The 26,750-nt window shown below is 42.8% G+C and carries 29 protein-coding genes; 14 read left to right on the forward strand and 15 right to left on the reverse strand.

From position 1 onward, the window contains the following. Positions 1–188 precede the first annotated feature (188 nt). From B3143_RS05685 to B3143_RS05700, 4 genes are all read right to left on the reverse strand, one after another. A complete protein-coding gene (locus B3143_RS05685; protein ID WP_004783776.1) occupies positions 189–1,088 on the reverse strand; it encodes a LysR substrate-binding domain-containing protein in 900 nt (299 codons plus the stop codon). An 87-nt stretch (positions 1,089–1,175) separates the two neighbouring features. Beyond that, the gene (locus B3143_RS05690; protein ID WP_004783774.1) at positions 1,176–1,880 is read right to left on the reverse strand and encodes an SIR2 family NAD-dependent protein deacylase; all 705 of its coding nucleotides are present in this window, start codon (positions 1,878–1,880) and stop codon (positions 1,176–1,178) included. A gap of 19 nt (positions 1,881–1,899) precedes the next feature. Beyond that, positions 1,900–2,832, reverse strand: coding sequence for an alpha/beta fold hydrolase (locus tag B3143_RS05695; RefSeq protein WP_004783772.1), 933 nt, complete (start codon positions 2,830–2,832; stop codon positions 1,900–1,902). A 14-nt stretch (positions 2,833–2,846) separates the two neighbouring features. Continuing rightward, positions 2,847–3,395, reverse strand: coding sequence for a PadR family transcriptional regulator (locus B3143_RS05700; protein WP_004783769.1), 549 nt, complete (start codon positions 3,393–3,395; stop codon positions 2,847–2,849). A 166-nt stretch (positions 3,396–3,561) separates the two neighbouring features. Here B3143_RS05700 and B3143_RS05705 point away from each other — a divergent pair, with 166 nt between their 5' ends. The 3 genes from B3143_RS05705 (at position 3,562) to B3143_RS05715 (ending at position 7,439) form a co-directional block, all read left to right on the forward strand. Further along, positions 3,562–5,586: an NADPH-dependent 2,4-dienoyl-CoA reductase gene (locus B3143_RS05705; RefSeq protein WP_004783767.1), complete on the forward strand. Its 2,025-nt coding sequence runs from the start codon at positions 3,562–3,564 to the stop codon at positions 5,584–5,586. A 266-nt stretch (positions 5,587–5,852) separates the two neighbouring features. Continuing rightward, positions 5,853–6,263, forward strand: coding sequence for a nuclear transport factor 2 family protein (locus B3143_RS05710; RefSeq protein WP_004783765.1), 411 nt, complete (start codon positions 5,853–5,855; stop codon positions 6,261–6,263). A gap of 69 nt (positions 6,264–6,332) precedes the next feature. Beyond that, positions 6,333–7,439, forward strand: a complete 1,107-nt coding sequence (locus B3143_RS05715) for a YheT family hydrolase (protein ID WP_004783762.1) — start codon at positions 6,333–6,335, stop codon at positions 7,437–7,439. Between the two features lie 61 nt (positions 7,440–7,500). Here the strand turns inward: B3143_RS05715 and B3143_RS05720 are convergent, their stop codons facing one another. Then, a complete protein-coding gene (locus B3143_RS05720; protein WP_376745103.1) occupies positions 7,501–7,956 on the reverse strand; it encodes a hypothetical protein in 456 nt (151 codons plus the stop codon). 228 nt (positions 7,957–8,184) lie between these two features. On the opposite strand from B3143_RS05720, the gene B3143_RS05725 reads away from it, so the two are divergent. The 7 genes from B3143_RS05725 (at position 8,185) to B3143_RS05755 (ending at position 14,884) form a co-directional block, all read left to right on the forward strand. Further along, positions 8,185–9,825: a CTP synthase gene (locus tag B3143_RS05725; RefSeq protein WP_004783758.1), complete on the forward strand. Its 1,641-nt coding sequence runs from the start codon at positions 8,185–8,187 to the stop codon at positions 9,823–9,825. Between the two features lie 31 nt (positions 9,826–9,856). Beyond that, complete coding sequence (kdsA, locus tag B3143_RS05730) at positions 9,857–10,714, forward strand: 3-deoxy-8-phosphooctulonate synthase (RefSeq protein ID WP_004783756.1); 858 nt, start codon at positions 9,857–9,859, stop codon at positions 10,712–10,714. 64 nt (positions 10,715–10,778) lie between these two features. Continuing rightward, positions 10,779–12,068, forward strand: a complete 1,290-nt coding sequence (eno, locus tag B3143_RS05735; protein ID WP_004783754.1) for a phosphopyruvate hydratase — start codon at positions 10,779–10,781, stop codon at positions 12,066–12,068. Between the two features lie 7 nt (positions 12,069–12,075). Further along, positions 12,076–12,465 (forward strand): septum formation initiator family protein, encoded by a 390-nt coding sequence (locus B3143_RS05740; protein ID WP_004783752.1) that lies wholly within the window; start codon positions 12,076–12,078, stop codon positions 12,463–12,465. Then, complete coding sequence (gene ispD / locus B3143_RS05745) at positions 12,434–13,147, forward strand: 2-C-methyl-D-erythritol 4-phosphate cytidylyltransferase (RefSeq protein WP_004783750.1); 714 nt, start codon at positions 12,434–12,436, stop codon at positions 13,145–13,147. Before B3143_RS05740 ends, ispD begins: the two co-directional genes overlap by 32 nt. A gap of 100 nt (positions 13,148–13,247) precedes the next feature. Then, a complete protein-coding gene (gene rodA / locus B3143_RS05750; RefSeq protein ID WP_004783749.1) occupies positions 13,248–14,387 on the forward strand; it encodes a rod shape-determining protein RodA in 1,140 nt (379 codons plus the stop codon). A 269-nt stretch (positions 14,388–14,656) separates the two neighbouring features. Beyond that, positions 14,657–14,884: a hypothetical protein gene (locus tag B3143_RS05755; protein WP_224213991.1), complete on the forward strand. Its 228-nt coding sequence runs from the start codon at positions 14,657–14,659 to the stop codon at positions 14,882–14,884. A 46-nt stretch (positions 14,885–14,930) separates the two neighbouring features. On the opposite strand, the gene B3143_RS05760 is transcribed toward B3143_RS05755, so the two are convergent. The 10 genes from B3143_RS05760 to B3143_RS05805 form a co-directional block, all read right to left on the reverse strand. Beyond that, on the reverse strand, positions 14,931–15,233 hold the full coding sequence (locus tag B3143_RS05760) for a cyd operon YbgE family protein (RefSeq protein WP_004783744.1): 303 nt from the start codon (positions 15,231–15,233) through the stop codon (positions 14,931–14,933). Between the two features lie 3 nt (positions 15,234–15,236). Beyond that, on the reverse strand, positions 15,237–15,338 hold the full coding sequence (gene cydX / locus B3143_RS05765) for a cytochrome bd-I oxidase subunit CydX (protein ID WP_004783742.1): 102 nt from the start codon (positions 15,336–15,338) through the stop codon (positions 15,237–15,239). Between the two features lie 24 nt (positions 15,339–15,362). Beyond that, positions 15,363–16,508: a cytochrome d ubiquinol oxidase subunit II gene (gene cydB / locus B3143_RS05770; protein ID WP_004783741.1), complete on the reverse strand. Its 1,146-nt coding sequence runs from the start codon at positions 16,506–16,508 to the stop codon at positions 15,363–15,365. Beyond that, the gene (locus B3143_RS05775; RefSeq protein ID WP_004783739.1) at positions 16,505–18,124 is read right to left on the reverse strand and encodes a cytochrome ubiquinol oxidase subunit I; all 1,620 of its coding nucleotides are present in this window, start codon (positions 18,122–18,124) and stop codon (positions 16,505–16,507) included. The genes cydB and B3143_RS05775 overlap by 4 nt, the downstream gene beginning before the upstream one ends. Next, positions 18,124–18,315 (reverse strand): cytochrome oxidase putative small subunit CydP, encoded by a 192-nt coding sequence (gene cydP / locus B3143_RS05780; protein ID WP_004783737.1) that lies wholly within the window; start codon positions 18,313–18,315, stop codon positions 18,124–18,126. Before cydP ends, B3143_RS05775 begins: the two co-directional genes overlap by 1 nt. 417 nt (positions 18,316–18,732) lie before the next feature. Then, a complete protein-coding gene (locus B3143_RS05785) occupies positions 18,733–19,866 on the reverse strand; it encodes a porin (protein ID WP_004783735.1) in 1,134 nt (377 codons plus the stop codon). A 344-nt stretch (positions 19,867–20,210) separates the two neighbouring features. Further along, positions 20,211–20,624: an HIT family protein gene (locus tag B3143_RS05790; protein WP_004783733.1), complete on the reverse strand. Its 414-nt coding sequence runs from the start codon at positions 20,622–20,624 to the stop codon at positions 20,211–20,213. A gap of 31 nt (positions 20,625–20,655) precedes the next feature. After that, positions 20,656–20,922, reverse strand: a complete 267-nt coding sequence (locus B3143_RS05795; protein ID WP_004783731.1) for a YARHG domain-containing protein — start codon at positions 20,920–20,922, stop codon at positions 20,656–20,658. Between the two features lie 83 nt (positions 20,923–21,005). Beyond that, the gene (locus B3143_RS05800) at positions 21,006–21,878 is read right to left on the reverse strand and encodes an NAD(P)-dependent oxidoreductase (RefSeq protein WP_004783729.1); all 873 of its coding nucleotides are present in this window, start codon (positions 21,876–21,878) and stop codon (positions 21,006–21,008) included. 55 nt (positions 21,879–21,933) lie between these two features. Then, positions 21,934–23,031, reverse strand: a complete 1,098-nt coding sequence (locus tag B3143_RS05805) for an alpha/beta fold hydrolase (RefSeq protein ID WP_004783728.1) — start codon at positions 23,029–23,031, stop codon at positions 21,934–21,936. Positions 23,032–23,173: 142 nt separating this feature from the next. Here B3143_RS05805 and B3143_RS05810 point away from each other — a divergent pair, with 142 nt between their 5' ends. The 4 genes from B3143_RS05810 (at position 23,174) to B3143_RS05825 (ending at position 26,664) form a co-directional block, all read left to right on the forward strand. Then, the gene (locus tag B3143_RS05810; protein WP_005235924.1) at positions 23,174–24,361 is read left to right on the forward strand and encodes an O-succinylhomoserine sulfhydrylase; all 1,188 of its coding nucleotides are present in this window, start codon (positions 23,174–23,176) and stop codon (positions 24,359–24,361) included. Between the two features lie 28 nt (positions 24,362–24,389). Continuing rightward, complete coding sequence (locus B3143_RS05815) at positions 24,390–24,719, forward strand: YbaB/EbfC family nucleoid-associated protein (RefSeq protein ID WP_004783723.1); 330 nt, start codon at positions 24,390–24,392, stop codon at positions 24,717–24,719. Between the two features lie 13 nt (positions 24,720–24,732). Next, entirely contained in the window at positions 24,733–25,329 is a 597-nt protein-coding gene (gene recR, locus B3143_RS05820) for a recombination mediator RecR (RefSeq protein WP_004783720.1), read from the forward strand. Between the two features lie 192 nt (positions 25,330–25,521). Continuing rightward, positions 25,522–26,664, forward strand: coding sequence for a ribonuclease D (locus B3143_RS05825; protein WP_005235921.1), 1,143 nt, complete (start codon positions 25,522–25,524; stop codon positions 26,662–26,664). Positions 26,665–26,750: the final 86 nt, after the last annotated feature.

Raw genomic sequence — 26,750 nt, forward strand, 5'->3', positions numbered from 1 at the left:
CCAGCCAAATTCTCTTAATCTATTTATACCTAGTTCATGATTGTTCTATTAGATGTCTGATTACTGTGTATTAGATTTGGCTTAGCGGTAGTAGTTTCCTTTCGTTCACTTCATGCTGTAGTGAATTGTTTTTATTAGCTCATTTTTCCCCAAGAATGAGCTATTTTTTTTGCCTGAAATATTTCTATTTATACAAGATGCAGGTGCTCAACCAGATAATCAATAAATACCCGCACAGCCGGTAACAGGCCACGACGGGAAGGATAAACCAGATGAAAAATGCCATGTGCGGTTTTCCAGTCTGAAAGTACCCGAACCAGTTCGCCACGTTCTACATATTGCTGCACGACATTATCGGGCAATAAGGTAATGCCGCAGCTTGAAGCCGCCAGTTGTGCCAGCATATTCAGGTCTGATCCCATTACGGTCGGGTTGATCCGGATTTTTTTCTGTTGCTGCTGCTCATTCTGCAATATCAGGAACTGTTCAGTATGTTCCTCAGCCATGCTTAAAATTTTATGTTCAGAGAGCTGTTCAGGCGTTTTCAGATCGCCAAATTCATTCAGATAGCCCTGACTGGCAAACAGATGCTGTTCGATTTTTTCAAACTGACGAATTACCAGATTCGGATCATCATCCAGGCTGGTCCGTACCCGTAGGGCCAGATCAAAGCCTTCGTTAATGATGTCCACGCGTCGATTGGTGATCATCATCTGGACTTTAATTTTAGGATATTTTTTCAGGAAATCCGGCAGGATTTTTGCCATTTCATTCTGGGCAATGGAGACGGGCAGGCTGACTTTAATAGTGCCACGCGGTTCAGTACTGAGATGATCTACCAGGTCGTGTGCAGCCTGTGCTGCACTGAGCATCACTTGTGCATGGCGATAGATATTCATGCCAATATCAGTGACTGCAAAATGACGGGAACTACGCTGAATCAGACGGACGCCAAGACGTTCTTCCAGATTATAAACGCGGCGGCTGAGCTTGGATTTGGGAATATCGGTAGCACGTTCGGCTGCACTAAAGCCACCATGTTCGACGACCTGCGCAAAACAGTAAAAATCATCCAGATCAGTCAGCATCGTTTAATTCCATTCCTGCAACAATAGGCTGATTAAAAAATGATTGTTGCATACTGTCAACTATAGAATACGAATTTTGAATGATGACTAGATCTCGGACTCAAGTAATTTAAGTAAGGTTTTCATGCCTTCTGTGGCCGTCTGGGAAATCTTGTGAAACTGAACGGGTAAATGCTGTTGATCTGCTTTGGGATCAATATAATAAGCTGTGCAGTGAGCTGGAATCTCATGGATTAAACCAGCAACAGGATATACTTGCAGGCTAGTTCCAATAACCACAAAAATATCAGCATCCCGTACACAATCTTGTGCTTCTTCATAAGCTGGTACAGCTTCGCCAAACCAGACCACATGTGGACGTAGTGGATAGCCTTCCTTACAGAAGTGTTTAGTCAAATCTAAATCAGTGCCTTCGATTGGATAAAACTCGGTGGTGTACTGGCAATTCGGGCCTGAGGTTTTGGCTAGGCGGATATTGCCATGCAGGTGAATAACCTTAGAACTTCCGGCGCGTTCATGCAGATCATCAATATTTTGGGTAATCACATGGACATCAAAATCATCTTCAAGTTCAGCAATGAGTTGATGAGCTGCATTTGGCTGTGCTTCCAGAATATTTTTACGTCGGGCATTATAAAAGCGTTGCACCAGTTCCGTATTTTTAGCCCAAGCTTCCGGTGTGGCAACTTCTTCTATACGATAGTGTTCCCAAAGCCCATCACTGTCACGAAAGGTGTTAATCCCACTTTCAGCACTCATGCCAGCACCTGAAAACACCACCAGTTTTTTCATGATTTCTTCTCCTTAATCTTTAAGCCGCTGAAGAGCTGGACTGTAAATTTTCTTTCAGAAAGATGCCGAGCTCCTTGGCAAATTTGAGTGGTTCGGTCAGTAAAGGAGTATGACCAGATTTGTTGAAAAGCACATGTTTAGCCTGAGGCAGGCTTTGGGCAATCAGGCGCTGGCCTTCCACAGGATAAAGTTTGGACTGTACACCGCTAAAGAAAGTTACCGGACAAGTAAGCTTCGCCAGAGCTTCACGATAATCTTCATGATGATATAAATAATTATTGATGTACCACGTCATATAATCTACCCGACTGGAAGGCAGGAGCAGGCTTTGCAGACGAGATCTGTTCAGGATGAACTTAAACACTTTTAAACTGGCTGGACTATCATTTTGTAGCTGGATGAAGCGCAGCCATAATGCTGTAATTTGCTGACGTACTGCAGTATCCAGATTCCGAATGAGTTCAATCTGCTGATGTTCTGCAAGTAATGTTGAAAGCTGCTGCAAAATTTCAATAAATTCCTGATGGCGTGAACCAAAAAGTCCAAATGCCCAAGCATCATCAACCGGAATCTTAGGTGTTTGGTCAATATGCAAATAAGCTGCTATATGTTTGGCAAAATCCCTATAGCACAAGCCATGCATGGTGGTTGTCGCACCCATAGAGTAAGCGATCACAATGAATTGATCTAAATTAAGCTGCTGGATCACTGATTGAACATCAAGCCAGTGACTGGAAATCACATCCAGGTCTTGCGGAATTTTGCAGTGACTAGATGCCCCAAACCCACGCCATTCGGGAATAATAAAGCGGAAATTTTTCTGATGTGGATAGAGAAAAGCTGCCCATTGCCAGCTCAACATGCCCAGACCTGATAGGACCAGGACCGGTTGACCCTGACCGTATTCACGTACAAATAACTGTTCGCCATCTGGCATGCTATAGAAGGGCATGCATATCTCCGTATTTATAATTTTTCTACATCGAATTGTTTAAGTTTAGGAATAACCTGTTCCAGCCAGGCAATCCAGCCCAGTTCCTGGTCAATACCCAGTTGCAGAATCATTTTATGAATATACAGGGTTCGGTCATTTTCGTCAGCTTGAGCAAAGTCTTTGGCGAAAATCTGCTGATAGGTTTTAAGCTTCTCTTTATGTATTTCTAGATGGCGTTCCAGTTCAGGTAAGGTGCTGTTGCCGCCCAGCTGGGCTTCTGCACGCAGACGAACCATCAGTTCTTCCCGAAGCTGTGCTGGGGAACTGTGCTCCAGCATCCAGTTAGCCAGTTCTTCCCGGCCGAGTCGCTCTACCTGATAGGTTTTTTTACGGCTATGAGAATCTTCCTCTTCTATCGTCGAAATCCAGCCTTTTTGCAGCATGGCATTCAGTTCACGATAGATCTGCTGATGGGTGGCATTCCAGAAGAAGCCCATGGAGCGGTCAAAACGGCGTGCCAGTTCAATGCCAGTGCTCGGTTTCTCAATCAGGCTGGTGAGTAAAACATGTGATAAAGACATAAACGTCTCAAAAAAATGACTCGGGATTATTATGCAACATGTTGCATAAAAATCAATTCTGCACTATAAATTAGTGCAACAAGTTGCATAAGACTGCTGCTTGATGGGAGTAAATCAGTCAGCCTGAATAAAAATAGCCAGCACATCTGCACGCTAAGGAGTTGAAATGTCTAAATATCCGAATTTACTTGCCCCACTGGATCTGGGTTTTACCACGCTTAAAAACCGTGTCTTGATGGGCTCCATGCATGTGGGCTTAGAAGAAGCACCGGGCGGTTATAATCGGATGGCTGCCTTTTATGCAGAACGTGCCAAGGGTGGTGTAGCCTTAATTGTCACAGGTGGTATTTCGCCGAATGATCATGGCGTCACTTTTCAGGGTGGTTCCAAGCTCGATACGATTGAAGAAGCTGAAAAGCATAAAGTGATTACCCAAGCTGTACATGAAGCTGGCGGGAAAATTGCCATGCAGATCCTGCATACCGGCCGTTATTCTTATCAGGCGGAAAATGTTGCGCCGTCTTCAATTCAGGCACCGATTAATCCAGTCAAACCGCATGCCTTAAGCTCGGCTGAAGTGCAGCAGACCATCGATGATTTTGCCAACTGTGCCAGACTGGCTCAGTATGCAGGTTATGACGGTGTCGAAATCATGGGCTCAGAAGGTTACCTGATCAATGAGTTCATCGCAGCACGTACCAATCATCGTGATGATGAATGGGGTGGCAGCTATGAAAACCGTATCCGTTTCCCGATTGAAATTGTACGCCGTACCCGTGAAATGGTCGGTGAGAACTTTATTATTATTTATCGTCTTTCGATGCTGGATCTGGTTGAAGGCGGTTCAACTCTAGAAGAAGTAATCCAACTCGCCAAAGCCATTGAGAAAGCGGGCGCGACGATTATTAATACCGGTATTGGCTGGCATGAAGCGCGTATCCCGACCATTGCTACCAAAGTGCCACGTGCGGCCTTTACCTGGGTTACGCGTAAGCTAAAAGGTCAGGTGAATATTCCTCTTATTACCTCTAACCGTATTAATACCCCGGAAATGGCAGAATATGTCCTGGCTACAGGTGATGCCGATATGGTGTCAATGGCACGTCCAATGCTGGCAGACTCTGAGTTTGTCTTAAAAGCAGAACAGGGCCGTAGTGATGAAATCAATACCTGTATCGGTTGTAACCAAGCCTGTCTGGATCATATTTTCTCGATGAAAATTGCCACCTGTCTGGTGAATCCACGTGCTTGTTATGAAACCGAAATGATCTTTAAAGAAACCAATGTAGCGAAAAATATTGCAGTGATTGGTGCGGGGCCGGCAGGTTTAAGCTTTGCCATCTATGCAGCAGGTCGTGGCCATCATGTCACTGTATTTGAAGCTTCAGCACAGATTGGTGGGCAATTTAATATTGCGAAGACCATTCCAGGTAAGGAAGAGTTTTATGAAACCTTGCGCTATTTTAAACGTCAGATTGAATTGCAACCACGTATTCAATTGAAATTAAATTGCACCGCGACCTTTGATCAGCTGATTTCAGCCGAATTTGATGACATTGTGGTTGCCACTGGGGTGACACCGCGTCAGCTTGATATTCCTGGAATTGATCATCCTAAAGTATTGTCTTATCTGGATGTACTTAGAGAGCGTAAACCAGTCGGCCAGCGTGTAGCGATTATTGGTGCAGGTGGTATTGGCTTTGATACAGCCGAGCTGCTCAGTCATGGGACCGAAAGTGGCAGTGTCAATCCGGAAAAATTCTATGATGAATGGGGGATCGACACTAACTATGAAAATGTTGGTGGACTTAAGACAGCCAATGTAGAACAACCTGAACGTGAAATTTATTTATTGCAGCGTAAAGCAGCTTCTGTCGGTTCAAGTCTGGGTAAAACCACAGGCTGGATTCACCGTACTGGCTTAAAACATCGCAATGTCAAAATGATTGCCGGTGCAAGCTATGAAAAAATCGATGATCAGGGCTTGCACGTTATAGTGAATGATCAACCTGCAGTATTAGACGTAGATAATGTCATTATCTGTGCTGGTCAGGAATCTTATACCGCCATGTTTGATGAACTGAAAGCTGCCGGTAAAAACGTGCATCTCATTGGCGGTGCGAAAGAAGCAGGTGAGCTGGATGCGAAACGTGCGATCCGTCAGGGTGCTGAATTGGCTGCGGTGATTTAATAGCCTTCAAGTCCTCTCCCTCTGGGAGAGAGGGCTGGGATCAGGGTAATAAATTACCTCTCGCTCAGCTTTTCCTTCTAAGAAGGAACTTTTGTTTAAAGACAAAAGCTGTCCAAAAAAGAATACTCCTCCCTTTATAAAAGGTAGGTTGGGAGGGATTTAAATATAAAGAGAATCCCCCTAACCCCCTTTACTAAAGGGGGAAATTTCATTATTAAAACGAAGAAAGCGTATAGATAGAACTCTAAAAATAAAAGGAATCTAAAATGACACTTGAAATAACAAAACAGGCTATTACACGCTGGCATGAAATGTTGGAAACACGTGATATGTCCATATTGAATGAACTCCTCGCGGATAATGTCGTATTCCGCTCGCCCGTGGCTTTTCAGCCTTATCCCGGGAAACAGGTTGTATTTTTTATCCTGACCAATGTGATTCAGGTCTTTGAAAACTTTACTTATCACCGTGAATTTCTTAGTGAAGATGGTAACAATGTTGTACTTGAGTTCTCAGCCAATGTCGGCGATAAGAAAATTAAGGGAATCGACATGATTCAGTTCAATGATGAAGGTCAGATCATTGATTTTGAAGTAATGATCCGACCAAAATCTGGACTTGAAGCCTTAGCTATAGAAATGGGCCAGCGGATTCAGGCTTATCAGGCTAATACTTAATTTCCTACAATTGATTCAAGTCGGCATGAAGTTTGTACATCACTGATAGAAAACTATAGGGGAATACAGATGAAAATGTGGCTTAAAAAAATGAGTCAACTTTCAAGTGAATATCTGGACCGCTTTAGCGGAGCAGATCTTCCAACACTTTATTATAATCCGAATGGTTTATTTTCTGGTGTGATTGAACGTTTACCACTTTTAAAACAGAAATATCGTCCAACACCGTGGTTATCGAATGCGCATGCGCACATTTTATATCTGGACTTGATAAAAAAACGCACGATTAAGCTGCAATATGATGTGCTTGAGCAGCTGAATATGTCCGATGGCGGCATTACTGGCATTGCCTGGTATGGTTTAGATTTACCGCCAAGTACACCTACTATTGTGTTATTACATACCATTACCGGTTCTCCGGAATCCATGCGGGAGCTGGTACGTGACCTGCATAAATATACAGGCTGGCGTGTTGCCCTGTGTTTGCGCCGTGGTCATGCTGACCTGCCAATGCCTGTGCCAAAAATGAACCTGTTTGGCTCCACTCAGGACTTGCGTGAACAGCTGCTCTATATTCAGGACAAATTTCCTCAATCCGATCTCTATGGTGTGGGTTCTTCTGCGGGTACAGGACTGTTAGTTCGCTACTTGGGTGAGGAGGGCGAGCAAACCCCGCTCAAAGCAGCCTTTGCCTTATGCCCAGGTTATAATACCGAAACCGGTTTTGCTTATGTGCATCCGTTTTATAGCAAAGTCATGGCTAAAAAACTGATCAAACGTTTTATCCACCCTTATCAGGAAACCTGGCAGATTTATCCTTCATGGAAGCAATTGCTTGAGGTGAAAGACTTGTCTGAATTTGAACAGCACTACTATGAGCTGGCAGGCTTTTCAGACTATGAAAGCTATACCAAGGCCACCAACCCGATTTATGTCTTTGAAAATGTCAAAATTCCATTGATGATTTTGAACTCGGAAGATGACCCGGTCTGTCATATCAAGAATCTGGAACCGTATAAGGATGCCATTCGAGCTATGCCGAATATTGTAGTCGTCACCACTAAAAAAGGCAGCCACTGTGGCTTTTATCAGGGTTTAATGCAGACAGAATCATGGGCCACTCGTCTGATGGCAGAGTATTTACTGCAACTTTCCGATACTCCAACGGCAGCTTGAAAGAGATTTTTAAACCATAAAAAACCCAGCATAAGCTGGGTTTTTTTGATGAAGGATTATATTAGTTTTCAAGTGCTGGCATAGCAGCAGCAATCGCATCTGCAACTGCATCATCTTCAGACTTGTTTGCAGAAGATGAATTGTTTTTAGGAGCGGCTGGTGTTGCTGCAGGTTTTGCAGGCTGCTCAGTACTTGAATTTGTTTCAGCTGCAGGCGCAGGCTCTGATTGAGCAGGTTCTGGTTTTTTAACTTCACGGCGAATTTCAGTTGTAGTATTCGCAGTTTGTTCGCGCTGGATTTCAACAGTCGGTGTTGCTGGTGCTTCTTCAACCGGTTCAACTGGTGTTGATTCTAATGGTTCAACAGGCTCAAGTTGTACAGGTTCCGGAGCAACCAATTCAGATGCTGGAGTAACTTCGGTTTGTTCTTCTTCTTTTGGAGCTTCTTTTTTTACACAACCAGTCAGTGTAAGGCCAGTCAGGATCAGGGTACAGATTAAAAGTTTCTTCATCATCATTGCATCAAACAGAATAGTGTAGGGTGTGAATGTTCCTATTATAGCAGCAAAATGCAATATATAAATCATATGAACTTACTGTAATTTTTTTAAGGAATTGCTGTTAGAATAGTCAATTGTTTATTGTTCTTTGATTTGATGCGGATTGACTTTGCTTTATTGGTGCAAGGTAAAGTAAAATTGCGCAACATTGCAGGCCGATTTAGGCTCGATTGTACGAGAAACCCAATGACCCATTTTATTTTCGTGACTGGTGGTGTTGTTTCATCACTAGGTAAAGGTATTTCAGCTGCTTCTGTTGCTGCACTTTTAGAAGCCCGTGGTTTAAAAGTGACCATGGTAAAAATGGATCCATACATTAATGTCGATCCAGGGACTATGAGCCCATTCCAGCACGGTGAAGTTTTTGTTACAGAAGACGGTGCTGAAACAGACTTAGACTTGGGTTACTACGAACGTTTCTTGCGTCGTGCGAAAATGACCAAATTGAATAACTTTACATCAGGCCGTGTTTACCAGGATGTTCTGAATAAAGAACGCCGTGGTGATTACCTAGGTGGTACTGTACAAGTTATTCCACACATTACTGACAACATCAAAGAACGTGTACTTCGCGCTGGCGAAGGTTATGACGTTGCGATCGTTGAGATCGGCGGTACTGTAGGTGATATTGAATCTCTCCCATTCATGGAATCTGTACGTCAGTTAATGGTTGAACTTGGTCATAAACGTACGATGCTGATGCACTTAACGTTACTCCCATACATTAAGTCTGCAGCAGAATTAAAAACTAAACCAACTCAACACTCAGTAAAAGAACTTCTGTCTATTGGTATTCAACCAGACATTTTGATCTGCCGTACTGAACATGATGTTGATGCAGATACGACGCGTAAAATTGCCTTGTTCACTAACGTAGAAGCGCGTGCAGTAGTCGTGTGTAAAGATGCACGTACGATCTACCAGATTCCACGTACTTTCTATGAACAGAACGTTGATGATCTCATCTGTGAATGTTTTGGCTATGACAATCTTCCAGAAGCAGACCTGTCTGACTGGGATAATGTGGTAGAAGCTTTACTGAACCCTGAATACACTGTACGTGTTGCAATGGTGGGTAAATATGTTGAACTTCCAGATGCCTACAAGTCTGTGAACGAAGCACTTTTACATGCGGGCATTCAAAACCGAGTGAAAGTTCAGATCGACTATGTCAATGCTGAAGAACTTGAAAGCCAAGATGTCAATGAAGTATTGAAAGATGCGGATGCGATTCTGGTTCCGGGTGGTTTCGGTGAGCGCGGTACTGAAGGCAAAATGAAAGCGATTCGTTTTGCACGTGAAAACGGTGTGCCATTCCTGGGCATCTGCTTGGGTATGCAGCTTGCAGTGATCGAATATGCACGTAACGTGGTGGGTATCACTGATGCGACTTCAACAGAATTCAACCGCTCAACCAAATCTCCATTGATTGGGCTGATCACTGAATGGTTAGATGAGCGCGGTGAAGTTCAACAGCGTTCAGTAGATTCAGACCTTGGCGGTACCATGCGTCTAGGTGCACAGAAGTCTGAACTGGTACCGGGTACCAAGACTGCTGAAGTGTATGGTTCGGATGAAATTATCGAACGTCACCGTCACCGTTACGAGATGAACAATCGTTATATCCCAGTGCTGGAAGAAAAAGGCATGAAGATTTCTGGTTATTCTCCGGTACAACATCTGGTAGAAACTGTTGAAATTCCTGCACATCCTTGGTTTATTGCAGTACAATTCCACCCGGAATTTACCAGCTCGCCACGTGATGGACATCCATTATTTGCCGGTTTCATTGATGCTGCAAAAAAACAGTACCAAAAAACCAAATAATGCGAGTTTAAGACACAACTAGGAAGTTTAAATGTCACAATTAAAACCACAAGAAATTGTACGTTTAGGCGATATACAAATGGCAAACCACTTGCCATTTGTACTATTCGGCGGCATGAACGTACTTGAGTCGAAAGACTTAGCTTTTGAAATTGCAGAGACTTATGTTGATATCTGCAAGCGTTTAGATATTCCATATGTCTTTAAAGCAAGTTTTGACAAAGCCAACCGTTCAAGCCTGAACTCATTCCGTGGGCCTGGCCTCGAAAAAGGAATCGAGTGGTTAGCCGACATTAAAAAACATTTTAATGTACCAATTATCACTGATGTACATGAGCCGTATCAGGCTGCTCCTGTGGCAGAAGTTGCTGACATTATTCAGCTACCTGCATTCTTAAGTCGTCAGACTGACCTGGTTGAAGCGATGGCAAAAACTGATGCCATCATCAACATCAAAAAAGCCCAGTTCCTTGCTCCGCATGAAATGCGCCACATTTTGCATAAATGTCTGGAAGCAGGGAATGACAAGCTGATTCTTTGTGAGCGTGGTTCAGCCTTTGGTTACAACAATCTGGTTGTAGACATGCTGGGCTTCGACATCATGAAAGAAATGAACGTGCCAGTATTCTTTGATGTAACGCATGCATTACAAACTCCGGGCGGTCGTGCTGACTCTGCCGGTGGTCGTCGTGCGCAGATTACTACACTGGCGCGTGCCGGTATGGCAACAGGTCTTGCAGGTTTATTCCTGGAAGCTCATCCAAATCCAGATGTGGCAAAATGTGATGGTCCTTGTGCCTTGCGTTTATCTCAACTAGAACCATTCCTGGCTCAATTAAAAGAGCTGGATACTCTAGTGAAAGGATTTGAAAAATTAGATACACATTAATTCAATATACATTGATGCGTCTTTTTTGACGCATCATTTTTATTAATCAACTGAGGAATAGTTCATGAGTCAAATCGTTGACATTCGTGCACGTGAAATTTTGGACTCTCGTGGTAATCCAACCATCGAAGCAGACGTTATCTTAGCATCTGGCGTAGTTGGCCGTGCATGTGCACCATCTGGTGCTTCAACTGGTTCTCGTGAAGCTCTAGAACTTCGTGATGGCGATAAAGCACGTTACCTAGGTAAAGGTGTTAAAACTGCGGTTAACAACGTAAACACTCTGATTCGTGATGCGTTAGTGGGTAAATCAGTATTCGAACAAAAAGACATCGATAATACGATGATCGCTTTAGATGGTACTGAAAACAAAGAAAAATTAGGTGCAAACGCAACTTTGGCAGTATCTCTTGCTGCTGCGCGTGCTGCTGCTGAAGAAAAGAAAACTCCGCTTTACCAATATATCGCAGATCTTCGTGATCAAAAGATTTTGACCATGCCTGTTCCAATGATGAACATCCTGAACGGTGGTGCTCACGCAGACAACACTGTTGATATTCAGGAATTCATGATTGAGCCTGTAGGTTTCACTTCATTTTCTGAAGCGTTACGTGCGGGTGCTGAAATCTTCCATTCTTTAAAATCAGTTTTGAAGAAACAAGGTTTGAACACTGCAGTTGGTGATGAAGGTGGTTTTGCGCCAAACCTTCGTTCTAACGAAGAAGCTATTACTGTGATCCTGTCTGCAATCGAGCAAACTGGTTACAAGGCTGGTTCTGACATTATGCTTGCGCTTGACTGTGCATCTTCAGAATTCTACAAAGATGGTCAATATATCCTGGCTGGTGAAGGCAACAAATCGTTCACAAGCAACCAGTTTGCTGACTACCTTGCAGGTCTAGTAAACCAATACCCAATTATCTCCATTGAAGATGGTCTGGACGAATCTGACTGGGAAGGCTGGTCTTACCTGACTTCGATTCTGGGCGACAAGATCCAGTTGGTTGGTGATGACCTGTTTGTTACGAATCCTAAGATTCTTCAACGTGGTATCAACGAGAAAGTAGGCAACTCAATCCTGATCAAGTACAACCAGATCGGTACATTGACTGAAACTCTGGATGCCATCTACCTTGCGAAAGCAAACGGTTACTCTACTGTAATCTCTCACCGTTCAGGTGAAACTGAAGATTCTACTATTGCAGATCTTGCAGTGGGTACAGCAGCAGGTCAAATTAAGACTGGTTCACTTTGCCGTTCTGACCGTGTGGCGAAATATAACCAATTACTTCGTATCGAAGAATTGACTCAAGCTGCATATCGCGGTAAAGCTGAGTTCAAAGGTTTGAACTAAGCGACTTATGTCAATGTTAAATGTATTCGACTCCTTGATGAGTAAAGTACTGTTGGGCCTTGCGATCGTTCTGATCGCAGGGTTTCAATATTTATACTGGTTTGGTGAGGGTGGTTATAATGACCATCAGGCATTGACCCAGAAAATCCAGCAACAAGTAGAATTGAATGAAGAGCTAAAAGAACGTAATCGCGTTCTGGCTGCAGAAGTTTATGATTTGAAGAATGGTATTGAAGCCATCGAAGAACATGCTCGTCTCGATTTAGGTTTGATCAAGCCGCATGAAACCTTTGTACAAATGAGCACTATTAGTACTCAATATAAACCGATTTATCTTAATCCGAATAAAGTAGACCTGAGAACCAATGAATCAGCTGATGTTCCAACAACACCATAAATTGTGGGTCATTTTACCAGCTGCAGGTTCCGGTAGCCGATTTTCCAAAACCGAACTTAAACAATATCAGATGATTCAGGAACAGACCGTTCTTGAACATACGGTTTCGCGCCTGAATCAATTGCCATTAGCAGGTTATGTCCTTGCAATCGGTGCACAGGATGATGTTGCCAAGACTCTGCCACTTTCTCGTCTGGATAAAGCGCATTTTTGCTTGGGCGGTGCAGAACGCGTCAACTCTGTACTAAATGCCTTGGAATATTTATCTGAGATAGCTTCAGAAGAAGACTGGGTTTTAGTGCATGATGTAGCCCGTCCTTGTGTGAGTCAAAGCTCCTTGATTGATCTGGTCAATACAGCAATTCAAACCGATCAGGCGGCGATTCTGGGTATTCCGGTACGAGATACCTTAAAGCGTGTCGTAAAGAGTCATGATATTGAAACGACGGTAGATCGTTCAACTTTGTGGCAGGCGCAAACACCACAAATGGCGAAACTTGGAACCTTAAAACGTGCAATTCAGCAGGCACTCGCAGATGGTGTTACCATTACCGATGAAGCCAGTGCACTGGAACATATAGACGAACCAGTTCAAGTAGTACAAGGCCGCTCTGACAATATTAAAATTACCTATCCAGATGATCTGGAACTGGCCAAACTGATACTGGCTGCCCAGCGCTAAATATATTGCAATAAAAATGGAATAAATCAGTCAATGGCGATTTATTCCGGAGCACTTTAACTTATAATTTTGCCATCATGAATTTTCTACCCGTGGGCCAATGATCCCTTCTCAGCAGTATCGTTTTTTGCGGCAGTCCGCACGCGATGGACGTAGTATTAATCCCCAAAATGCCTCCCGATGGGCCAAGTTGCACCTTGATCCATGGCTGCTTTGCTTCCTGATTTTAAATGCGATCTTGGGTCTGATGGTGGTCTACAGTGCCACCTCGGAAGATTCCGGGATGGTGATCCGTCAGGCGATCAGTTTTGGTGTGGGCTTTGTGGTGATGTTTATTTGTGCCCAAGTACCACCTAAGGTTTATCAAGCTGCCAGTCCATATTTTTATATGTTCGGTATCTTTATGCTACTGCTGGTCTTTGTGATTGGTGAGAAGCGTCTTGGGGCAACCCGCTGGATTACGTTGCCGGGTGTGGGGAGTATGCAGCCGAGTGAGGTAATGAAGTTTGCCATGCCACTGATGATGGCCTGGTACTTTGCCCGTAAACCTTTCCCGCCGAAGTTTCTGGACATTGTCGGTGCTTTGGTGATTTTAGGCGTGCCATTTGTATTGGTAGCACTGCAACCCGATCTAAATATCGGTCTGGTGATTCCCGGGATTTTTGTACTATTCCTGAGCGGCATGTCATGGCGCCTAATTGCTGGAGCCTTTGCTGCTTTAGCTATTGCAGTGCCATTGCTGTGGATGTTCTTGTTGCAGGAATATCAAAAGAAACGGATTCTGACTTTATTCGATCCAGAATCGGATGCCTTGGGCGCAGGCTGGAACATTATCCAGTCCAAAATTGCCATCGGTTCGGGCGGGATTATGGGGAAAGGCTATTCGCAAGGTACTCAGTCTCATCTAGGTTATCTGCCTGAACATCATACCGACTTTATTATGTCGACTTATGCGGAAGAATTTGGTTTTATCGGGGTGTTTCTTCTATTCAGCCTGTTTACGGCCATTATTATTCGCTGTCTGATTATTGGCATGAATAGCTTTCATAACTTTGGCCGTTTATACGCCGGTGCGATCGGACTAACTTTTTTCTTCTTTGTATTTTTAAACTCAGGCATGGTCAGTGGGATCTTACCTGTGACGGGTGACCCTTTGCCATTGATGAGTTACGGTGGTACAGCCGTGATTTCCATGTTGGCAGGGATGGGTATTGTGATGTCAATCCATACTCATCGTTAGAAAATTCAATGAAGTAAGTTTTCAAAGCCAGACCAGTTCTGGCTTTTTTATTACTCGTATTTGTTAAAAGTAGCTTTATGCTATAAATATTCAATAACTTAGATAAATCATATGCAATTTTTATTGTTGAGGGGAAAATGAATAAATTAATGATAACCATTGGAATTTTCGAGTTATCTGTTTCAGCTTGGGCCAAACCACTGAGTTAGGCTGAATTTAAGGCAAAAACCAAACAAAAATATGATGAGTTGGAGTTAAAACTTGCTGTATTGAACTCATCGGTAGACCAACGTGAGCATCCTGCACTTATGATTGCTAAAGCCTGTGAATATGCAACCGGTTTAAAGCAGTTAAAATATCTATCAGAACAGAATCTGCATCTTGCGGCAGCGCAAGATGAATTCCAGTTTGTGAGTAAACTAGATAATCAGTTTACTCAATCTCTTCAGGATTTGGGAACTACCTATGAAACAGGCTGTGTTTCACAAAAAAAATAAAGAACAAAAAGCCCTCAAATGAGGGCTTTTTGTGGTTGTTTCATACTTAGCTAAGAAACCAGGTGTAATAACCCCAAAGCATTAAAGGCCAAGCCAGAAACGGACTAAATAGCCATTTCCAGAACCAGTACTGAGGGATAAAGCCAACTCCGTGAATAAAACCGCCTGAAATCCCGATCATGATAAACATCATGGCGCGGTGGCTATATTCCCCGTTGGCATCCAGCATCGCAGCAGGATGAACCAGCAACACCGCTGCGAGTGGAAAAGCCAATAGGCAAGAAATCACCATTGCAAAAGGGTTAGATTTTTTTTCTATCTTTACTTGTTCAACTGCAGCGTCTGTCATCTCTTATTTCTCATCCAGGTCTTGATGATTTTCAATATATAGTGCACTAAGTACACCGGCGAAACAGGCCATCAAAATGCCGAGAATCCATGCGAAATACCACATAATTTTATCTCCTAAGACACAGCCTTAGTACAGGCTGTGTGAATTCTCTTGAATATGTTTTTTGGTAATCACGCCCCACATCTTGTAGTAACACCAAGTGGTGTAGCACAGGATCAGTGGAACGAAGATGCATGCAGCTACAGTCATCACAGTTAAGGTATTTTGGCTGGATACCGCATCCCACATGGTTAAGCTTGCAACTGGGTTGATGCTAGATGGCATCAGGAATGGGAACAGGGCAAAACCGGCAGTCAAAATCGCACCGATCACCGCTAAAGATGAACCCAGGAAGCTCAAACCTGCTTTGGCTTTAGATGCAGCCAATACCACAATGATGCCACCTAAAATACCTGCAACTGGTGCCAGTATCGTAATTGGATAATTGCTGTAGTTGTTCATCCAGCCTGGGTTGGCATTGGTCAGTACTTCTTTTGCTAGTGGATTAGCGATACCGTTAGTTTCGTAAGGAGTCACTAGGGTATAACCCTGGATACCACCGAAATATAACCATGCACCGACTGCCAGGAAAGCTACCAGATAAACAATCCCCATGATTTTGGTTGCTTTGGCAGAACGTTCACGTAAATCGCCATCTGTACGTAGCATCAACCATGCACCACCGTGTGCACACAGCATAGATAAGCTGACAACACCACATACCAGTGCAAATGGATTGAGCAGGGCAAAGAAGCTGCCAGAATAAGTCGAACGAACTGTTTCGTCTAATGTAAATGGAACACCCAGGAACATATTGCCGAATGCAACACCGAAAACCAGTGCAGGCACAGCACCACCAACTGCTAGGCCCCAATCCCAGGCATTACGCCATTTGGTATTTTCCAGTTTGGAGCGATAGTCGAATCCTACTGGACGCAGGAATAAGGCAAACAGAACAAGCAGAAGTGCCCAGTACATACCAGAAAAGGCAGTTGCATAAACCATTGGCCAAGCAGCAAACAGGGCACCACCCGCAGTAATAAACCAGACTTGGTTACCATCCCAATGCGGGGCAATCGTATTGATTGCTGCACGACGTTCTTCATCATTCTGACCCACGAATGGCATGATCGCCATGGAGCCCATATCAAAGCCATCAGTCAGGGCGAAACCAATCAGCAAGACGCCAACCAGTACCCACCAGATTATTTTGAGGAGTTCGTATTCAATCATGATTGAACCTCGCCAGTTACGCCTTTTGGAAGAGCTGCATCTTCTTGATCGGCTGCTGCTTGAGAATTAGGTTTTTCGAAGTGGTATTTACCGGTATGTAATGAACTTGGACCCAGACGTGAGAATTTAATCATCAGGTACATTTCAATAATCAGCAAGACAGTGTAGAACGCTGCTAATGCAATGATTGAACCCCATACATCGCCTGTGCTTAAGCTTGAAGTCGACAGATGTGTAGGCAGAACCTCACCAATAGTCCAAGGTTGACGACCTACTTCAGCAACAAACCAGCCAGTTTGTGCCGCAATCCATGGAAGTGGTAGTGCAAATAATGCAAATTTTAATAACCAAGGTTTGTTTTCTGCATTGCGTTTAGCCACCGCAAAAGTTGCTAATACAAACAGAACCAGCATCAGGAAGCCAGAAGCGACCATGGCACGAAATGCCCAGAACAGGCTTGGTACATGTGGAATAGTATCTTTTGCTGCTGCCTTAATTTGCTCGTCAGAAGCATCTACAACATTTGCAGTATATTTTTTCAGAAGCAGACCGTAGCCTAAATCTTTTTGAGTTTCTGCAAATGCAGCTTTCAGCTCAGGAGACTGATCGCCAGCACGTAGTTTTTCCAGTTGTTCATAAGCTACCATACCGTTTCGGATACGACCTTCATGTTCTACTAGCAGGTCTTTAATACCGGTAACAGGAGTATCTACAGAACGTGTGGCGATGATCCCCATAACATAAGGAATTTTCACAGCATAATCGGTAGACATGGTTTCTTTATTTGGGAAGCCAAATAAAGTAAATGCTGCAGGCGCTGGTTCAGTTTCCCATTCTGCTTCAATCGCAGCCAGTTTGGTTTTCTGTACATCACCAATTTCATAACCAGACTCATCGCCCAGCAGGATCACTGAAAGTGTAGACGCTAAACCGAAAATGGCAGCAATCGCAAATGAACGGCGTGCAAATGGCAGGTCACGTTTTTTCAGCATGTAGTAACTTGAAATTGCCAGTACGAAGATGGCACCAGTCACATAACCTGCAGAAACAGTATGTACGAATTTAACCTGTGCAACCGGGTTAAAGATCAGTGCTGCAAAGTCCACCATTTCCATACGCATGGTTTCATAGTTAAATGCTGAACCGACCGGGTTTTGCATCCAGCCATTGGCAACCAGAATCCACAGTGCAGACATGTTAGATCCCAATGCTACTAACCAGGTCACGCCCAGATGCTGTACTTTGGATAAACGGTCCCAACCGAAGAAAAATAAACCAATGAAAGTAGATTCAAGGAAGAAGGCCATCAAACCTTCAATAGCCAATGGTGCACCGAAAATATCACCCACATAATGCGAATAATATGCCCAGTTGGTTCCGAACTGGAACTCCATGGTTAAGCCTGTGGTTACCCCTAAGGCAAAGTTAATCCCGAACAGTTTTCCCCAAAACTTAGTCATGTCCTTGTAAATTTCTTTGCCGGAAATCACATAGGTGGTTTCCATGATGGCAAGCAGAAATGCCAGGCCTAAGGTCAGTGGAACAAAAATAAAGTGATACATCGCGGTCATAGCGAACTGGAACCGCGAAAGATCGACCACGCTTTCAGAAATCATCAACGTGTCTCCTTGATTTGGGAAGGATTGCCGGCGATACGCTCGGCGACTTGAGTGTCAAAATCTTTTGGAATAGTAGGCGCATCAAACCAAATATTTTTAATTACCAGAAGTAGAATGATCTTGATAATTAAAATCGCAGTAATCTCTCTTACTGTTTTTTGGTTTAAGTTTTTAGAAACTAAGCTCATGTGAACAAGCCTATTATGTGGTTTGTTATATATTATTAATCGATTGTAACTAAAAAATAAATAGACTAAATAGTTTAAATAAATATATATTTATAAGTTATTGAAAATATTAATAATATACTATTAAAAGTTTGATAATTATTCTAAATATTTGTGATTATTTTGTGTAAAAACAGATTATTTAAATCTGACTAAAATGCTTATATTTATATTTTTAAAGTGGATTAATTTGCTTGGTTTAATTATTAAATAGATAAAATTAATCTGATTAAAATGGTTGGGATTTATTTTTTAATCTTATTAAATCTGATTATTTTGCTGGGGTTTTTATTCTAATTAAAATAGTCAGGATTAATTAAAAAATAAAAAAGAACCCGCATCAGGCAGGCTCTCTTCTAATATGAAATTGGGGAGGTTTTAGAAGTCGTAACGCATACCTAGAGAAAGACCTAAGCTGTCTTCACCGCGTGCGCCACCTACAGCATTGGTACGAGCTTGTGCCCAAGGGGTAAGGTTTGAGTTTTCATCATTTAGTACAGTTGCTATGTTGCCATAAACGCGAACTGTTGGATCTAAACGATGCTCAAGTCCGATTGCCAGTAAAGTTGCATTCGCATCGTCCGCATCGACATCGCGGTGGAATACTTCACCACGGAATGAGGTTTTTGGTGCAAATTTATACTCACCGGCTATACCAAATACTTGTGCATCTGGGTTTGCTTCAGAATTATCGTGTTGAAGGAATTGGTATAAACCACCCAAGTTGAACTCAGGCGTGATTTTGTAAGCACCTGCGATACGGAAACCATCACGTTCGCCACGACCTGCATCTTCTTCATAATGTTCATAGGCAGCAGCAAAATCAACTTTACCTTCTTTATAGGTTAAAGCGAGATCGTATGCTTTATCATCGCGATTATCTTTATTGGTAGTAGTTGTAGTTCCCGGTACGACTACTGTTACTGGACCATTCACAGTTTCAATTACAGTAGTTTTTGGTGAAGATGTTGACACGCTATCAGGACTATTACCTTCGTGTAAAGAAAGTGCTGCTAAAACATTAAAACCGCCACCAAATTTTGGTGATTTATATTCAATCGTATTGGCATTACGTTCATCAAAACGCAGGTTGCCTACACGCGTGACGTTACGAACGTCACCAACCATATCACCAAAGAAGTTGACCGGGCCACGTGCTACTTTGAATGGGCTGTCAAAACGGCCGATACGCGCTTGACCGAAATCACCTTTTAAACCAACAAAAGTATCACGAGTTGCAAATTCAACATCATCGTTTGCAGAACCACTTGCAAAGTTAATTTCTTGTTCGATTTGACCAAATACGGTCATACCATTTTCTAGTTTTTGTTCAGCTTTAAAGCCTAGGCGTGAAGAGTTTGAAGAAAGACCTACTTCGTTATAATCCTGGCCATCATCCAGATAATCTAAAGAAACGTGTGCACGACCATACACTTTAACATCAGCAGCAGCTGCCATTACTGGTGTTAAAATTGTTGCCCCGATTGCTAATGCAGATAACGTTTTTTTCATGTGTTGCTCCAATAAAGACTTTTTTATTCATCGTCTTAAAAACAAGTTTCAGTATTGTTTTGAAACATCTACTGCTCTATTGGTGCCAAGTATTCATTACAAATAAGTCAATATGATTAAGGAAATATTTCAGAAATATTAAAGACAATCATTGTCTTATTTTTTATAGAATTGTGAGTGGGATAAGCAGGATTGATACAAATACAACTAGGCTCGGTGTTTGCTGTAAAACCTAAAAATAGGCTAGGTGACTTTTATTAATATTTTAGTGACTTAATTCAAGGTGAAATACATCAAACATAAAAAATGGAGCCAAAGCTCCATTTTTAAATATTAAGAATAGCTTACAGGGCAGCTTTAATTTTCTCTGCCAGTTGCTTGATTTTTTCCTGATCGCCCATTTGTGCAGCATGTTTGCCAAGGTTGTGCAAAGAAGTAGGTACCAGATGGAAATGGACATGCGGAACAGTCTGACCCGCCGTAGCGCCGGAGAGCTGCATCAGTACAATGCCATCTACACCTAAACCTTTTTCAATCGCTTTGGCAATTTTTTGCACCACCTGAATGGTATAGGCTGCAATTTCAGGATCCAGGTCAAGCAAGGTAATTGCGGGTGTTTTAGGAATGACCAGAGTATGACCATCGGCCTGTGGCATGATGTCCATAAATGCAAGAACTTGGTCATCTTCATACACTTTAATTGCTGGAAGTTCACCACGCAGAATTCGTGCAAAAATATTTTGGTCATCGTAAGTCATAAGTGCATTCCTTGAGCAGAATTGAATTGTATTATTTACAATTCAATTCTTTCTGACGTTCTTTGATCGCGTCAAGACGTTGCTGCTCTTTTTCTGAAAATTTTGGCTTGGTTGTGTAGCAATTGTCATTAAACTTTGCTTTTGCTTCAGGATCCTTGAAACAGAAACCTTTTGATGCATAAATGACATCATGGTCATTTTTCAATTTTTTGCATTCCTGTTCAGATGCAAGAACCGATGTTGAAGCCCCAAACAAAGTTGCAGAACCGACGAGTGCTACAACAAATAACTTATTCATAAGAGTTTCCTCAGGTATCACTGCATGTGGCTAGTCTATAGTCACAATATTAGGTTTGTTTATTATTATTCAATGGCGAGATATTACTCAATGGTAATATTACTCCATGATTCATACATTTTTACAGCACTGGAAAAGTCACTATTTTTATCCGACAGATTGCTAGCAGCTTGCATCAGACTTTGACCCAAAGCAAGAAGTGGCACTGCCAGTTTAGCATCGCGCGCAAGATCAAGTGCAATGCCGGTATCTTTGGCCAAGAGAGGCAGGGCAAAGGTAACAGGAAAGCTACGGTTCAAAATACGCTGTCGTAAAACGGTTTCAGTCACATTGCTTTTGCCGCTTGATGCATTGATACAATCCAGTGCTTCATTCAGATCAACCCCGTGTGCTTTCAGCGTGGTAAAGCCTTCTGCTGCCGCACACAGGTTTACAGCCAGTAACATATTATTTACCGCTTTTACCGCAAAGCCAGCACCTGATGTACCCACATGCTTAATTAATTTGCCAAAAGCCTGCATCGCTGGCAGGGCTTTTTCAAAGCCTTCTGCATTACCACCGACCATCACAGTCAATGTGCCATTTTCCGCACCAATGGTCTGGCCACTCACAGGTGCATCCAGGAAAATCACACCCTGTTCAGTCAGTGCTTCTTCTAGGTGTCGGGCAGCGTCAGGAACACCACTGGTACAGTCTACCCAGATACTGCCAGCTTTAAGGCTGAGGCCTTGGACTAATGCTTCAACATCGGCACTGGTCGGCAGGCAGGAAAAAATAATATCTGCCTGAACTGCCTGTTCTAAAGCGACAGCTTGGGTGCCATATTCAACAGCATGTTCTTCAGCTTTGGCGAAAGTACGGTTCCAGACATAGACTGTCTCAAAATGCTTGGGTAAATGCGCTGCCATGCGATAACCCATTGCGCCTAAACCAATAAATGCCACTGACTGAATCATGTCATACCCTCTGAATAAAATAATAAATACCTGAAAAATGCCGGCTCTTCCGGAATTAAGCATCTATCCGGGTTGAGCGTTGTGCTAGCCAGGTGGTCAATTTCGGCCAGAATGTATTGGCTGTTTTCTGATTGGACATCAGCCCAAGATGACCACCCGGGATAAGAGTAAACGTCTTATCGGTACTACTTGTCAATTCCATCAAAGGTTTAGCTGACTGTTCCGTAACAATCTGATCAGTTTGCCCAGCCCCGACCAGTAAGGAACAGTTAATATTTTTTAGGTTAATTGTCCGGCCATTTAAAGTCATCGAGCCATTTTTTAAAGGGTTTTGCAGCCATAAATGCAGCACCATGTCCTGATTGATTCCACCCGGATAATCAATCATCTTGTTCAGGAAATTACCCATAGTGGCATGTTCATAGACATCTTCAACATTTTCCAAGTTCATCAAAAACTGCTTCTGGCTTTTAAACCAGCCAATCGGATCAAGCAGCTTAAATCCCAGTGCATTGATGATACCGGGCGAATGAATATATTCCTTGGGAATCAATCCTTGGTGAATCGCCTGTTGCAGGTTTTTATTTTTGGAAATGAGCTTATTGGTGGTGCTAAACAGCTTGCCAACCCGACCAGAGGCATAACTGTCAATCGGGCTGCCCAGCACGATCAGGTTTTTAACATGTTCAGGGGAATGCAGCGCTGTATAAAGCGTGACAAAAATTCCGGCCATACTCCAGCCATGCAGGGAAATAAACTGACTGCCTGAATGCGAGCAGATCCGTTCAATAGCCTGAGGAATCGCGCCATCAATAAAAGACAGAAAATTCAAGTGACGGTGTTTATAGCGGAAACGTTTCCATTCCATTAAATAGACATCAAAACCGCTATGCTGAAAATGCTTGACCAGTGAACGGTAAGGATACAGATCATAAATATCCATATTGATCGCAAGAGGGGCAACAAAGACTAAGGGCTCATGGTACTTCTTTTCAGGCGCTGCATAATAGCGAATTTTGCAGAACTCAGTCGCAGCAATATATTCAAATGGCGTTTTTTGCGAAAGAATCAGAGAAGACGAGTTAAATAACCGGGCATTCAGGTGTTTTAATTTTTTCTTCTGGCGTTGAATATTTTGTTTTAACTGAATCATGTAAATAATTTATCCGTATATAAAGGAGAATTGGTCGAAGTCTAAGCAATAATTGCTTATTATGCCTTGACCTGAAATAGCTTAGACGCTCAAAATGATGGCAATTTTTTACAAAAGGCAGCCTTTGGGCTGAAGTAAAATGATGAGCCAGCAAGACGATTTTAACTATCAATTAGAAACTTTAGCCATCCGTACTGGTCACACCCGTAGCTTTGAGGGTGAGCATGGTGAACCGATTTTTCTAACATCGTCATTTGTTTATGAAAATGCGGCTGAAGCTGCAGCAAAATTTTCAGGCCAAGAGCCGGGTAATATTTACTCTCGCTTTACCAATCCAACTGTTGCCATGTTTGAAAAGCGTCTGGCTGCTTTAGAAGGCGCAGAACGCGCTGTTGCGACCAGCTCTGGTATGGCTGCGATTATGGCGGTGGCGATGGCTTACCTGAAAGCAGGTGATCATGTCATTTGTTCACGCGCCGTATTTGGTTCAACAGTCTCTTTATTTGAAAAATACGTGGCTAAATTTGGTGTCGCAGTTGAGTTTGTCGATCTGACTGATCTGGATGCATGGAAAAATGCCATCAAGCCAGAAACCAAATTACTCTTTGTTGAATCTCCGTCAAACCCACTGGCTGAAGTCGCGGATATTCAGGCTCTGGCAGATATTGCACATGCCAATGATGCATTGCTCGCGATTGACAATAGCTTCTGTACACCAGTGTTACAACAACCACTCAAATTTGGTGCAGACTTAGTCGTATATTCTGCGACTAAATATCTGGATGGCCAAGGCCGTGCACTCGGTGGCGCTGTGGTAGGTAACCACAAACTGCTTGAAGAAATCTTCGGTTATGTACGTACCACTGGTCCTTCTATGAGCCCGTTCAATGCTTGGGTATTCCTGAAAGGTCTAGAAACTTTACGTTTACGTATGCGTGAGCATTCTGCCAATGCACAAAAACTGGCAGAATTCTTAAATGCACATCCGAAAGTAGAAAAAGTTTACTATGCAGGTTTACCTGAACATGTTGGTCATGAACTGGCAGCAAAACAACAAACCGGTTTCGGTGGTATCGTATCTTTCGAAGTTAAAGGCGGTCGTGAAGGTGCCTGGAAAGTAATTGACAATACCCAGTTCATTTCAATCACCGGTAACCTGGGTGATGTGAAATCAACGATTACTCATCCGGCAACAACCACGCATGGTAAATTGTCTCCAGAAGCCAAAGCAGCAGCGGGTATTCGTGAAGGTTTAATTCGCGTTTCTGTTGGTTTGGAAGAGATTGATGATATTATTCGCGACATTACACGCGGTTTAGATCTAATCTAATTTTATAAATATATGTTCGGAGATCTTTATGAACATTAATATGTTGATGCAGCAAGCACAGCGCATGCAAAAAGAAGTCGAAAACAACATGAAAAAAGCCAAAGAAGAGCTTGCGCAAACTGAAGTGCATGCTGAGGCTGGTGGCGGTCTGGTGAAAGTCACCATGACTTGCCGCAATGTGGTGAAACGTATCGAAATTAATCCTGAACTGTTACAGGACGATCCAGATATGATCGAAGATCTGATTGCAGCAGCGATGAATGATGCAGCGCGTCAAGCAGAAGTGATCTCTGAAGAGAAAATGAAATCTGCAAACTCAGGTATGGGCTTACCACCTGGTCTGGCTGGTTTATTCTAAGGAAGTATGCGCAATGTTTAGTGATCGTTTTGATCAACTGGTTCAAGCATTACGCATTTTGCCAAGCGTTGGGCCGAAATCGGCCCAGCGTATGGCTTTGCATTTAATCATGAAAAATCGTGAAGGGGCGATTGGTCTGGCACATGCCTTGACTGAAGCAACCGATCACATTCATGAATGCTCGATCTGCCATTCATTGACGGAAGATGAAGTCTGTAATATCTGTACCTCAGTTGAGCGTGATGATGAACTGCTTTGTGTAGTGGAGTCACCGGCAGATGTCATGGCAATTGAGCAAAGCGGCAGTTTCCGTGGTAAATATCATGTTCTGGGTGGTCATCTGTCACCTCTAGATGGAATCGGGCCTGAAGAAATCGGTATTCCGTATTTACTGCAACGCTTAAGTCAGGGACAGATCAAGGAAGTAATTCTGGCCACCAATGCGACTGTCGAAGGACAGGCAACCGCACATTATCTGGTTGAAGCCAGTAAGCATTTACCAGTGCAAATGACGCGTATCGCTCAAGGGGTGCCTCAAGGTGGAGAACTGGAGTATGTCGATAGTCATACTTTGAGTCAGGCAGTGCATAACCGGATGCGAATTAAGTGAAATATTAATTATATTCTCTTAACATATAATATAAAAAATATATTAGTAAAAATATAAAATGTTTACTAGATAAGCTATATTCGAAAAAAATATGGAACAAAAAGTATGATTTGGTTGTCACATTTTTATATAAAAATTCTATATATCGGGTAATATAGCTTCATCGAGCATCTAATTTTAGACTCAGTCTTTATGTTTCAATTTATTCAACATCAGCACGACTTAAATCATGTCCTGAACCTTATGGATCAAAATCCGGTCTATGGCCTGGATACAGAATTCATTAAGGTAGACACCTTGTGGCCAAAACTTGGTGTTTTTCAAATCAATGTCAATAACAATGTCTATTTGCTGGATGGAACAACACTGGATCTGAGTGAATTTCTGAACAAGATTTTTAATGCTCAACAGAATATTTTCCATGCCTGCAGTGAAGACATTGACCTGATTTACCATTACACCCAGAAAAAAGCTCTGAGCAATGTCTTTGATACACAGGTCGGTATGTCTTTCCTCGGACATGGTTTGCAGGTCAGCTATCAGAATGCCTTGAAACAGATGCTGGATGTCGATATTGAAAAAGATCAGACTCGCTCTAACTGGCTGGCACGTCCTTTAAGCTCTGAGCAGTTGCTGTATGCAGCCAATGATGTGCATTATCTGGTGCAACTGTCGGATAAAGTCAAACAGGATCTGGAAAGCAAGTATCTGCTCGATTTCGCTCTTGAAGATTGCCGTTTTTTGACCCATGAAATTGGTGAAGAAACACCGACTGCCTTGCTTTATCAGGATGTCGGTAATTATCGTCATTCACGCCGTCAATTAATGCAGTTACAACAACTGGCTGTATGGCGTGAGCAGATTGCCAAGGCGCTGAATCAGCCACGCAGCTTCATTCTGAAAAACTCGACCATGATTGATCTGGTAGAGAAATTCCCGCGCAATAATTTCCAGCTCAGTCAGATGAAAGACATCCGGGCCAATATTGTCCGTGAACATGGCAAGACTATTCTTGATCTGTTGAAATTCCTGCCTGATCAGGCCGACTGGCCACTGCGTCTGGCACGCCCAATCCGCCATTCATCCAGAGAGATTGGCGAGAAGGTCGAAACAATGATCCAGAATATATCCAATGAAATCTCTGTACCTAAAGAAGTGCTGATGCGCAAGAAATGGCTGAATGCCTTATATCAGCATGTAGTATGTCATAAGGATGAACAGGATCTGCCAAACTACTTGCTCGGCTGGCGCTATGAGTTATTAACTCTGCCACTAATTAAGGTATTGCATCAGGATGAGTCTTATCTGTCGACCCAGATGAAAGTAGTTGAGTGATTTTTACTGGATTGATTAAAGATAAAGCAATTATACAAAATCACGACTGATGCATTTGAAGCGGCTAATGTTTCTGTCGTTTTTTT

This window comes from Acinetobacter sp. UBA1496, assembly GCF_002324975.1.
GTDB classification, from domain to species: Bacteria; Pseudomonadota; Gammaproteobacteria; order Pseudomonadales; family Moraxellaceae; genus Acinetobacter; species Acinetobacter variabilis.